Origin of the sequence: Butyrivibrio sp. MB2005 (assembly GCF_000424285.1) — a bacterium.
Lineage (GTDB): Bacteria > Bacillota > Clostridia > Lachnospirales > Lachnospiraceae > Butyrivibrio.
This window is the reverse complement of record NZ_AUJP01000005.1, coordinates 50,957-63,663: the sequence shown is the minus strand read 5'-3', so window position 1 is coordinate 63,663 and position 12,707 is coordinate 50,957. Positions and strand designations below refer to the sequence as shown.

Annotated in this window: 9 protein-coding genes and 1 pseudogene; 4 read left to right on the top strand and 6 right to left on the bottom strand. The window is 39.4% G+C overall.

The window, feature by feature from the left end; translation table 11 throughout:
- Positions 1-42: 42 nt before the first annotated feature.
- The 4 genes and pseudogenes from G610_RS19495 to G610_RS19490 form a co-directional block, all read left to right on the top strand.
- Positions 43-267, top strand: a pseudogene (locus G610_RS19495) (bifunctional 4-hydroxy-2-oxoglutarate aldolase/2-dehydro-3-deoxy-phosphogluconate aldolase); the annotation flags it as partial.
- A 543-nt stretch (positions 268-810) separates the two neighbouring features.
- A complete protein-coding gene (locus tag G610_RS23295) occupies positions 811-954 on the top strand; it encodes a hypothetical protein (protein ID WP_196809797.1) in 144 nt (47 codons plus the stop codon).
- Between the two features lie 52 nt (positions 955-1,006).
- Positions 1,007-2,497, top strand: a complete 1,491-nt coding sequence (locus G610_RS0102755; RefSeq protein WP_026523556.1) for a leucine-rich repeat protein — start codon at positions 1,007-1,009, stop codon at positions 2,495-2,497.
- Between the two features lie 293 nt (positions 2,498-2,790).
- Positions 2,791-3,861, top strand: coding sequence for a tyrosine-type recombinase/integrase (locus G610_RS19490; RefSeq protein ID WP_051197530.1), 1,071 nt, complete (start codon positions 2,791-2,793; stop codon positions 3,859-3,861).
- Between the two features lie 164 nt (positions 3,862-4,025).
- On the opposite strand, the gene G610_RS21935 is transcribed toward G610_RS19490, so the two are convergent.
- The 6 genes from G610_RS21935 to G610_RS0102720 form a co-directional block, all read right to left on the bottom strand.
- On the bottom strand, positions 4,026-5,846 hold the full coding sequence (locus G610_RS21935) for a BspA family leucine-rich repeat surface protein (RefSeq protein ID WP_051197527.1): 1,821 nt from the start codon (positions 5,844-5,846) through the stop codon (positions 4,026-4,028).
- A gap of 364 nt (positions 5,847-6,210) precedes the next feature.
- Positions 6,211-6,540 carry a hypothetical protein gene (locus tag G610_RS0102740; protein ID WP_026523555.1) on the bottom strand — a complete coding sequence of 110 codons (330 nt, stop codon included), beginning with the start codon at positions 6,538-6,540 and terminating at the stop codon, positions 6,211-6,213.
- Between the two features lie 283 nt (positions 6,541-6,823).
- Complete coding sequence (locus G610_RS0102735; RefSeq protein ID WP_026523554.1) at positions 6,824-8,128, bottom strand: diguanylate cyclase domain-containing protein; 1,305 nt, start codon at positions 8,126-8,128, stop codon at positions 6,824-6,826.
- 8 nt (positions 8,129-8,136) lie between these two features.
- A complete protein-coding gene (locus G610_RS19480) occupies positions 8,137-10,719 on the bottom strand; it encodes an ATP-binding protein (RefSeq protein ID WP_051197525.1) in 2,583 nt (860 codons plus the stop codon).
- On the bottom strand, positions 10,712-11,815 hold the full coding sequence (locus G610_RS19475) for a BMP family ABC transporter substrate-binding protein (RefSeq protein WP_051197523.1): 1,104 nt from the start codon (positions 11,813-11,815) through the stop codon (positions 10,712-10,714). Before G610_RS19475 ends, G610_RS19480 begins: the two co-directional genes overlap by 8 nt.
- Before the next feature lie 17 nt (positions 11,816-11,832).
- Positions 11,833-12,687 (bottom strand): transporter substrate-binding domain-containing protein, encoded by an 855-nt coding sequence (locus G610_RS0102720; protein ID WP_026523553.1) that lies wholly within the window; start codon positions 12,685-12,687, stop codon positions 11,833-11,835.
- Between the last annotated feature and the right edge of the window lie 20 nt (positions 12,688-12,707).

Below are 12,707 nucleotides of genomic sequence, written 5' to 3'. Positions count from 1 at the left end.
GATCTTAAAGGTCCTGCAGTTTTCCTTGCATCAAAGGCATCACTTGCAATGATCAAGGCTATGGCAGCACCTTACACAGGCATTAAGTTCATGCCAACAGGTGGAATCAATGAAAAGAACATGAGAGATTATCTTTCTTATGACAGAATTGCATGTTGTGGTGGTAGCTGGATGGTTAAAGGTGATCTTATTAAATCATGCGCCTTTGATAAGATTGAGGATATGACAAAAGAAGCTGTTAAAGTTGTTAAGGAAATCAGAGGATGAAAGACCCAATACTGATACACTATGGAGTCCAATCAATAGACTGATATTGTTTACGAAAAGCTGCGGGAGTGATACCTCGCAGTTTTTAATGCGAACAGTGAAGAAGTTATCGCTACCTTTTTACCTTCTAACTCTATGGAGAATAAAAATGTAATCAATATCTACAGGGCATAAAACATTCATAGTCTGTACGACATTAACTATTTAATAATAATTTAATGAAATTTTAATCTAAAACCACTGCTTGGATAATGGTTTCTTTACACTTAATTGAGATAATAATTATATATAAATGTCGGGGTTTAGAAAAAGCAAAAAGCTTTTATTTGAAATAATTAAGAAATTTATCAGAAAATAAACCACAGGAGGCTTGACAGCCATGCGGAACAGGGCTACACTCGCACAGCACAGCACAGCACAGTAAGGTAAACTGCGCCTTTTTGTCTTGCTCTAAAACTGAATACTACATTCGTGATGGATAACCGTCGGACTTGACGGGGTAAGTATACCCTGTCAGGTTCGGCGGTTTTTTGTGCGTTAGCAATGAGAAGCGCCAAGGACAGGGAGATAAACAGACGATGCAAGCTTGCTTGTGATCGGATGTTTATCGAGCTGGACGCAGATGCGGCGAATGCCGTATCATCGAGTGAGCTTGCTCACGAGATGGGCGCTTCGGGAAGTGAATAATGGTTCAGCGGCGGCCATAACAGCCGTGAATGCGAAAGGAGACAGATTGCTTATGAAAATGAAGAAACGACTTTTGAGCATCCTGCTCAGCCTTGTGCTTGTGCTGGGGCTGGTGCCAGGGATGAGCCTGACGGCGTATGCGGCACCAGCAGAGACACTGCTGACCACCATTAGACCCACAGGTCAAACAACCTACAGTGAAACTACAAGTGGAGTTGTTACGGTTTCACATAATAATACCAATTATGATGGAAGTGGAAGATATGGATGGCAGTGGGACAATGCTGGTACTCTGACAGTTTCAGGCTATGAAGAGTACACTATCACCAAAGTTATATTCAAACAATGGGATTATGACCCTTTCACAGATTCAAGTGCGCCGTTTGAACTTCATTTTGATAATGGTAGGTGTCTAGAAAATTTTCAGATGAATGGCGTCGCATCGATCGAGGTGTATGGCTACGCAAATAAAGCCGCGCAGACCATAACCGCCGCTGATGTGACCGCGACCTATGGCGACACGGACAAGAAAATTTCTTCTACGACCAACGGCAATGGCGCAATCAGCTACGCGGTCAAGGATGGTAGTGCGGAGTACATCGACGTGAACTCCTCCACCGGCGCACTGACGATCAAGAAGGTCGGTACCGCAACCGTCGTTGTAACTGCGGCAGAAACCGATACATATGTACAGGCAACCAAAGAAGTGACCGTGACGATCACCAAGGCGGCTGCAACTCCCGCAACCATCACCGCAAATAACAGAACATATGACGGAACGGATAAACCACTTGTGAATGTGACTGGTAAAGCCACCGGCGGTGAGATGAAGTACGCTCTCGGTACGAATGCGACCACGGCACCTGATGCATCGGCTTATACCACAGACATCCCAACAAAAACCGATGCGGGAACCTACTATGTATGGTATAAGGTAGTAGGAGATGATAATCATACAGATTCTGAACCTGCTTGTGTTACAGTCACAATAGAAGAGCAGAAGCAAAGCCAGGATGAAGGTGATGATACGCAGCAGAATCCTGATGGAACCAAGACTGTTACAAAAGAGAATGCTGATGGCAAAACAATATCAGTTACCAATTACAGCAAGACTGATGAACAGATTTCACAATTTGTCTTCAAAAAGGCTAATGGTACAAAATTAGACCTCAAAAATGTAAACAGCAAGAGCCTCAAAACAGTAGTCGTTCCTGCTACAGTAAAAGCAAATGGCAAGACCTACAAAGTTACAAGAATCCGCAAGGGATTCCTTAAAAACTGCAAACAGGCAACAAAAGTTGATATAGGCAAAAACATCAATACTATCGACAAGAACGCCTTCAATTACGGTAAGAAGGTCAAGATAGTCGTCATCAGAGGAAAGCTTAAGAAGGTTGGAAAGGGTGCCTTTAAGAACACCAAGAAGAATGTGATCATAAAGGTGCAAACTAATGCCAAGAATTTTGAGAATAACAAAAAACTTCTTGAAAAATCAGGCCTTCCTAAGAACGCAACAGTTAAGAGAGTAAAGAATAAGAAGTAAGTTTAACCCTCCTGTTATTATTTCAAATTAATGGCAGGAGGATTTTTATGCTGTTTTGACTTTATATCACACGTAACAGGCACGTTCTTAGACTGATTAAATAAAGTGTTGCGGAATGTTCTGTGAAGTCGCGTTAAATATTTCAATTTATGCACAAGAGTGTAGTGATAAAAATTTATTATTTCGCTAAATCTCTCTTTAACGAAATTATAATGTATGGTATAATGTATTTATCAGATCCGCATGGATTCTGTGTTTTCGCATAATTCTATGGTTTTGTTGGGGGTAATTATATGGGTGCTGATTCTGAATACAATCGTAAATTATATCTATCACGTTTAGAGAAATTACATGAACTTGAAGCTGAGCTTCCCGGATATTGTTTATCATTTCTTGATGATAAGGAACTCACTTCACAGATTAATACCGTGGTTTCTTATGCCTATGATCTGATCACTTTCTTTAAATTTCTCGCTGAGAAAAATCCAATATTAAGTGATAACGATAAAATCAAGGATATTCCTTTGGAAATTCTTGACCAGCTTACCTTTGAAGATATCAATGAATTCCAGCGATTTTTGCAGTTTAATAACGGCGAGAATAAGCATGTAAATAAAGAAAAAGGAATTGCCAGACGTATGTCAGCAGTTCGCGGATTTTACGAATTCATGTGCCTTCATCATTATCTGAAAAATAATCCGACACTTGGAGCTGCAAAAAGGAAAAAAGCTCCGAAAAAAGATATTATTCGCATGAATTCTGATGAAGTTAACACATTGATGGATACTGTAATCAATACCAATATTAAAGTTTCCGACAGGCAGAGAGCGTTATGTGAGAAGACTACTCTCCGTGATACTGCTATCTTCACTCTCCTACTCAATACTGGAATTCGTGTATCCGAGTGCGTCGGCCTTGATATTGATGATTTTAATTTTGATGAGAATTCCTTCACAGTTGTCCGAAAAGGCGGAAATACGCAGATTCTGTACTTTAACAGAGCTGTTGCGGAAGCTATTAAGGATTATATAGAGTTTGAGAGGCCCACATTACTGGCTGATTCCAAGGAAAAAGCCCTGTTTTTATCCCTTAGAAAAAGCCGCATTACGGTCAGATCCGTGCAAATTCTGGTTCAGAAATACACCAGGATGGCTGTCCCCGGAAAAAAGCTTACACCTCACAAAATGCGAAGCACTTACGGCACGGCATTATACAGAGAAACCGGTGATATTCGCCTTGTTGCAGATGTTCTTGGCCATAAAGATATAAATACCACAGCCAAACACTACGCAGCAATTGAGGATGAACATAGAAGACGCGCAGCAACCATAGATCCATATAATACAGATACCTCTAAAATATAATCAGTAGCGAAAGCGGCCGCACTTTTCAGTCCTGCTGTCAACTATTTTTTTCAGACAAAAAGACCCCTATACCATTTCTGGTATAAGAGTCTTTTTGTCGTCACACTTAACTTAATGACATTGGTGCTTTCACCCCCGAGATCTTTTCCTTTACTTCAATTGCATTATTTAACAGTTATGCTCTTTGCCTTACTCCACTTAGAATATACCTTCTTTGAATTAGCTTTCTTATAAGTCCTAACCCTTATATAGTATGTTTCTCCGGACTTAAGCTTCTTGATCTTTTTGGAAGTTGTCTTGGTCTTGCCAATTGTGACTATCTTGACATCCTTCTTGAATTTCTTATCCATACTATACTGAATCTCGTAACCCTTGATTCCCTTTGCAGTCTGCTTTTTCCAGGAAACAGTAAAGGATTTCTTTCCTGCCTTCACCTTAGACACAGAAGTTTTTGCCTGCTTTTTATCTACGGTCTCCTTCTTCTCTTCCTCCGAAGGGCTTACAGGCTTTTTAGTCTGATCATCAGTAGCTGCTTCCTGCTGGCTATCAGGTGCCGGGTTTTTATCCTGCTGTCCATCATTAGTATTATTATGTTCCTGCTGGTTCCCTCCCTGATTAGCATTATTATAATAATGATGTGTATTATCATTAGAATCATAGTAACCAACTAAGAGATATCTGTGACTAATGCCATCAATTCTGAGAGAATCATAGTAATTGGTCTCATTATCCGGTTTACCATCTTTATTATCATCCAAACGATAAATAGGTTTTTGACCAGCGCGAATGTCCACTGTCTCTAACAGTGTATAAACCCATCCCGATCCAGATATTACCGGAGTATCAATGCTAGCAAATACCAAATTTGACAATCCTACATCCTTAACATTCGTATAATGCTGCCCAAGGGAAGTGTAGTCTTGCATAGTTTGTGCTTTTGAAACATTAAAATTACTTAAATTTAAATGAGTCATTGATCTGCAATAGGTGAACATACTATCCATATATTTCACATTAGAAGTATCAAAAGAACTCAGATTAAGACTAGTCAAATTCCCCTGTCCACAAAACATAGATTTCATATTAGTTACTTTTGATGTATTGAAGCTACTAAGATCCAAAGAAGTCAGTTTTGAATATGTTGCATAATTTTTTGAATCATCTACATCTACATAGAACATATAGTGCATATCTGTAACATTCGACGTATTAATGCCCGTGAGATTAAGCGTCTGCAGATTTCTGCAATCCCAGAACATCATGCCCATATTAGTAACATTCGATGTATTCAATCCAGAAAGATCCAAAGATTGCAACGACACACAGTCATCAAACATTGCTTCCATAGTTGTTACTTTGGAAGTATCAATCCCTTTAAGGTTAATAGTTTGCATTCTGCTGCAACCTTCAAACATTTCTCGCATAGATGTTACGTTAGATGTATCAAAATTACTAATATCCAAGGTGGTAAGGCCTCGCAAATTTTTAAACATATACATCATATTTCGAGCGCAGCTTGTATCAGCACCGGAAAAATCTATTGTTTCAACCGTGTCGACATTTCCTCTCACTATCCCATCGGCACTGTATGAATAGCCTTCGTCAATTGGCCAGTTGATATTAGGTATGACTTTCACACCATTAACAAATTTGACCTCGCGAACATGAGTTTCACTATTCAAGCCTAAAGAGCTAACTACTACAGGATAGTTTCGTCCCTTAGATGTTGTTACATGGCTATCTATTGTTATGCTGGATTTTTCTCCACCATATCCTGTTATAATGTATGCCGGCTTTGTTTGACCATCACTGGTGTCATAATATTCTCCAAATCTACCCCCAAAATCCTGAAGCCAGTCACTTGTCACATAATCATCATCATCATCGTCAGCTTTAACACTGGTTCCATTACAAACTAAAAGCATGGCGACAAAAAGTATGGTTAAACAATAATTGACATATTTCTTTGATAACAAATTTCTCATAAACACATTTTCCTTTCCTCTATTTTATCCTTTATTCTTCTAAAAAATTTTATTTTTCTCGATTCATTCATCACCTCTTTATCACATTAATCAAAAAAGACAGATATCCTGTATCTATCTTATACCTTAATGATACCACCCCCCGAAAAATCAACGAAAAACATCCATTTTATGCACTTTTAAGAATTTGTTAAGCCGTTATTTAGTACTCAAATGAAAATTATGGTGTCCATTTTATTTCTACTTCAAATAAGATGAGAATAAGACCCTCACACGGTGAAATAGTAATGAAATAATGAACATAAAAAGGGGATCTCACCCAGATAATCCGACCATCTAAAGTGAAATCCCCATCACTATTACATTATTTTGTTTCAGCAACTTCTTCAGTTTCATTTTCCTTTTTGGATTTAAGATATGTGGCTGCAGCTCCTCCTGCTGCGGCGGCTGTTGCAGCTCCAACGGCTGCCGCAGCGATACCGCTTGCCATATTGGATGCTCCGCCGCCTGATGTCATCTGACTTGTAGCACTCTCAATACTTGAAGCAATACCTGATGAATCAAAGCCACTTGAAACAGGTGTGCTTGCTGCAGCTGAACTGGGTGCGGGATTACTTACATAAACGTTAGTCTGATTTACTACTGTAGACTCGACGTTGGTGTAATTAACGCTTGTATTACCACCGCCTGACACATTTACTGATGCTGAAGCACCGGCACTTGCTGAAGCACTTGCAGCTGCACCTGCTCCTGCAGCAGCACCGCCTCCGGCAGAAGCTACAACAACAGGACGCTTATAGAAATCTCTGTTGTGGGCCTTAGACTTATCAACCTTCTGAACGCTCTTTTTCTCAGCCCCGGTATAACTCTGAATAACATCAGATATAACCTGGCCTTGTTCAAAAGAAAATGACTTAATTCCAAATCTGAAATTAAGCCATTTTTCCTAACATTATTTTTTTTATCTTTATTTAAAACTACGTCATCAGATTTTCAACAGTGTAGCTGATTTCTACTTCCAGCGATTCATGCATTTCATTCCATTTCATCATTACTCTCTCAAGAGGGACATGATAGTCCTCAGCTGAGGCTTTAAGCAGTATCGCTATCACTTTATCATCACCATACTTTGCCACGATATCGCTTCCTCTGAGGCATGAAGCCATGACCTCCATATACTTATCTCTGTATTCACTTACATGACCGTTTCTACTCTCCAATGTAAAAACAATAAAATGAATATCACTGGGATAGTTCTTTTCTACTCTTATAAGGAATCTGTAAACAGTTTTTAGCTGGTCCATAGGTAGAACATAGGCGCCACGCTGACCTTCTCGCTCTCCCAGGATCATTCGGATCTCTGAGTTATTATCCGGTTTATTTTCATTTACTTCATCCTCGCCGTGCTTATAAATTACATAACCGTGTTTTCCGTTATGCTTAGCTTCATATAGTGCTTCATCAGCCTTTTTAAAAAGCGTGTTAAAATCATTTCCCTCATCAGGACAGATTGCTGCGCCTATGGAGCATCCAAGAGGAATGTTCATGTCTTCTGCAAGACATTCTTTTGCGAAGTTAAAGAGCTTTCTGTTTAAGAACTCGGTCCTCTCCCTTAGCATTCTCTCTTCTTTTGTATTCTGACAAAATGCTATGAACTCATCACCACCGACTCTTCCGATTATGTCAGAGGATCTCATGATACTCTTTAGTATTTCAGCGAACCTTATAAGAATCTGATCGCCCTTTTCATGACCGTAGATATCATTAACCAGCTTAAAGCTGTCGAGGTCTATCATCATAAGTATGCCCTGACCATTTCTTACAGCCTGGTCAATTTCACGCATGCTGGTTGTCTTATTTAAAAGCCCTGTCATGGTGTCGTTCTCGGCAGCAGCCCGAAGACCTCTTATCTGATCAAGATTAGCCATGATGTTATCTACTCTGTGCAGCAGTACATCTGCCTTGAAGGGTTTTCTGATATAATCAACTGCTCCTATCGTAAGACTTTGTTCCTCTGTTTCGTCACTTGAAAGTGCAGTCATGAACATTACAGGGATGATAATATTGTATTTGGCTCTGAGATTCTCCATCATCTCAAAGCCGGTCATTCCGGGCATGATAAGATCAGACAGAATCATATCGGGCTTAACATCCGCATAGATGTCAATGGCCCTTTGTCCTGAATCTGCCGTAACAATATCATATTTATCTGAAAGTATTCCTTTAGTAAGTCGTATGATTATCTCATCATCATCTACAACCAGGATTCTTCTTTTATCCATAAGGCACCTCAAATGTCTTTAAGAATCTCCCTAAATGACCTGTACTCAGATATAAGTTCGTAATTATTATCCCTAACAAAATCAATATCGTCTCTGTTTGCTGCTTCTTCAAGTTCCCTTGCCTTATCGGATAGATTTTTAGCTCCGATAAGTCTGGCAGAGCTTTTTAGTGCATGTACTTTTGCTGAATAGTTTTTGAAGTCATCCTTGAAGTAGTACTCTTCAATTTCATCTGCTTTATTATCAATAGATTCCTTGAAAAATCTTAGTGTATCCAGGAATAAGCCTTTGCTTCCCGAGAAATTGATACCGTCTTCGATGTTGATAATGCCGTCCTTATCAAGCTTTTCAATAGCTTCCCATACTTTAGCATCATCACCCGAATCATTTGCAGGAACATAAGAATTATCTGCCACATCAGATACCTTCTCTCCTGCAATTTCCATTGATTCATCCGGGGTTTCATCTGATAGCTTTTCCTTGGGTATGTATTTTAGAAGCATTCTTTCAAGGTCTGGTCCATTAACGGGTTTTCCCATATAGTCATTGAATCCGGCATTAAGATATATTTCTCTTACACCTTCAATGACATTGGCAGTAAGTGCTATGCATATACTGTTGTGGTTCTCATTTTCTGTATTGCTTCTGATTCTCTTAAGAAGTTCAACTCCGTCCATTTCAGGCATTCTGTGGTCTATAAGCATGATGTCGAACTTTTCGTTTTCAAGCTTTTCAAGAACCTCTTTACCACTGGTACAGCACACAAGATTGACCTTTGTCTGTTTTAACAATCCCCTCATAACTGACAGGTTGATTTCCGTATCATCAACAGCAAGCACATTTACTCCCGGTGCCACAAAGCTTGGTCTGTAGTCTTCTTTTTCTACAATAGCTTTTTCTATTGCCAGCTTGTATTCTCCAATAGGTTCGTAGGATACAACCTTTTGCTTTAACTTAACATCAAACTCACTGCCGACACCGTATGTACTCTTTATATCGATATCACCGTCCATAAGATCAAGGAGTTTTTTAACGATACTCATTCCAAGGCCGGTTCCCTCAATAGTTCTGTTTTTAATCTCATCAAATCTCTCAAAGGCATTAAAAATCTTCTCTACATCCTCAGGCTTCATTCCAATGCCTGTATCTGTCACGCCAACCTTTAGGAAAATGGTGTCATCTTCCTCTGTTTTTTCAAAATCAATTATGAGATCTGCGCCGCCTTTTTCTGTATATTTAATAGCATTTGTAAGTAGGTTGATTATTATCTGTTTAATTCTGGTGGGATCACCATACAGCTTACCGGGAGTGTTCTGATTTACGTTAATATGCAGATAAAGTCCCTTTTTGGCAACTCTGTCATTCATCATGAACAAGACTTCAGAGATAAGTACTGACAATTCATATTCCTGCGGAATAATGCTCATTTTGCCTGATTCAATCCTTGAAAAATCAAGCACGTCATTAACCAGGTTAAGCAGAGTATTTGCAGCATTCTTGATATTAAAAGCATAGGTCTTAAGGTCAGGATCCTGATACTCTCTGAGAATCATTTCATCCATACCAAGAATTGCATTGATAGGCGTTCTGATCTCATGGGACATATTTGCAAGGAAATCACTTTTTGCCTGGGATGCCTGCTCTGCCAGAGCTTTTGCCTGAATAAGCTCCTTGCTTTCGCGTACTTTAACTGATGCGCTTATAAGATACATTGCGAGCACCATCACAAGCAGTAACAGACCAAAATAAACCGTCATACCTGTTGATTTTAGGAACATAATCTTATGTACTACGGTATCCCTGTCCACACTTCCTGCTATGAAAAGGTCAGTGTTCTCTACTTCTGCAGAATAGAATATTTGCTTACCATTAATGGTATTTTCCATGGAAACAGCTGACGCCGTAAGGTCGCCGCGCATTCTTAGCTTGGAAAACACATCCTGCGCAGAATTACTTTCATAGAATCTATGGTCAGCGTTTGTCATGGAGCTTTTATATACGATAATGTTGCCATCCTTACTCATGAGTAAGGGTGTACCAAGAGCTTTAAACCCATCAACATCATAATATTTCCGAATATAGCTTGCAGAGCACAGCTTATATAAAACATATCTGACATTGTCTTCCTGAAGAACGGGATATGAAAATAGAATGCCACCGCTTCTTTGGTATGAAACCGCAGAATATCCATGAAGAGATGTAAGTATTCCCTCATAATCATCAACGGAAAGAGCATCACCATATAATGCTTCTCCGTCAGCTGCCATTATACCTACAACCACACCTACATCATGCTTGTAGACACTTTCCATAACCTTTATTGTTTTTTCAAGATTGTTATTATTATCTTCTTCTTCGTATGCAATCAGAAGTTGTCCCATCCTATGAAGGGTATACATCTCAGTCATCAGTCTCTGGGAATAGAGATTTCCGGCATCCTTTGACTCCTGCTGAATCAGACTTACTGCATACTCATTAATCCTGTAATCAAGGCGCTGACTGATAAGTATGCCAAAGCCAATCATTACAAGACCAAAAAGTACCAAAACCGCCATAAGGCCTCTGTTGTAGAAACGGAGTCTGTCACTCATAAACCTCTACTCCTTCCACAAACCAGTCCATTCTGAAAAGAAGAGCATCATCACTTATTCTCTCCTTCCCATTACACATCTTTGTGCCGTCATTTCTATAGATATTGCCCATAAAGCAATCCCAACCGTTTCGGAACTTCTCCATATTCTCATCAATAATAGGAACGAGATATTCGGGAACTTCGCTGGAAAAAGGGCTAAGACTTACAACACCGTACTGAGCTCCCCACCAATATGCATTTTTGCTGCCAATATTTCCCTTGAAATAATCGGCTAGTATGCCTTCGTACAAAGGCTCCCACTCAAAAACAACTGCCGTAAGGAATTTATCTGAATGTTCTTTCTTTACGCTGTTATAGCCAATCGAATAGACTCCGTTTTCTTCAGCCACATCTATGGTTACAGGATGACTTGCATGAAAAGTAAGCACATCAGCGCCGTCCTCAAATATGAGTTTTTCGGCTGCTTTGCGCTCTGCTTCTTCATCGCTCCAGGAACCAATGAATCTGACTTTTAGTTTTACATCGGGATTAACTGATTTTGCACCAAGATAATAGGCATTGACACCTCGGTCCACCTGAGGACAATTTGTACCACCAACATAGCCAAGGGTATCGCTTTCTGTCATGCAACCCGCAATAATACCCGCCAGATATCTCATTTCATAGATTCTGCCAAAATATGTAGAGGTATTGAATGCGTCGCATTCTTCAGATACTGTATAGAAAATTACATCAGGATAGCTTTCAAGAATCTTCTGACAATTATTACCAAATCCGCCACTGGTTAGGAAAATAACATTACAGCCCTTTTTCACAAGCTCTTCTACTGCAGGAGCGGTATCTTCTGCATTTTCATTTACATATTCAACTATTTCAAGGGGAAGGCCCAGCTTTTCACAAGCCGCACTTAAGCCCTCATAATGTATCTCACTCCAACCATCATCATCTATCGAATCAATAAAAATTCCGCCGATTTTGATTTCTGTCTCTTTCTCAGGCCTGTTAGTTACCATGATAAAGATAATAATGAATGTAAGTATTATGAGTAAAAGAAGGAAAAATATTGTCCAGATATTTTCTCTAACCTTATTCATATATGCTCCATTATATGCTACTTATCGATAATATATTTAAGGACGGCAGCATCTCCTATTACGATATCAACGCCGCCTCCCTCAAGCTCTTCAAGACAATCATCAAGGGTTGCCAAAGGTACTGTAGTCACAGGGAATCCGGCATATCCAAAATCACTGTTTCCTTCACAGTAGTAGTGGCCTGTTGTCATGTTTTCAACAGCAACCGTAAGATTGTTATCAGGATTATTTAAAACTTCTTCTATTTCAGCTGCATTTTTAACGTTATCAAATAACGTACATTTATCTGTAGTAACAATTATCTGTCCTGCATGATAATATGGATCAGAAAAATCTACATACTTTTTCCTGGCATCATTAATCGTTATGCCGGCAATGCATATATCAGCTTTATGCTGGGCAACCGTCATAAACATAATGTCGAAATTTATATATTCAAGAACAAGCTCTTTACCAAGATATTCCGCAAGAGCTGCAACGAATTCCTTATCTATACCATAGGATTTATCGGCAATATTATAATCAAAGGGAGCGAAATCACCTGTGGTAGCCACAATAAGCTGATCCTTTGTGTTGTTTCTCTCAACAGATTCTACAGGAACAGGCTCTCCCCCTTCGTAGTGTGAGCATATCTCTTCAAATTTTCCGTTTGCTTCACATTCCTTGATAAAGGCATTGATCTGATTAAGGAGCTCCGGCTGATTCTTATCGACACCGATGCCGTATTCTTCCTCAGTCAGATTTATATCGATAACATTCAAGTTATCATACTTTAAATGAGCGTCTTCTCCGATAACTGCCTTTGGACTGGAGCACGCTGTAATAGAAATGAGTAATGTTGTTACGATTAAAATTCTGACTAATCTACTCATGTTTTGTCCTCGTTTAGAAA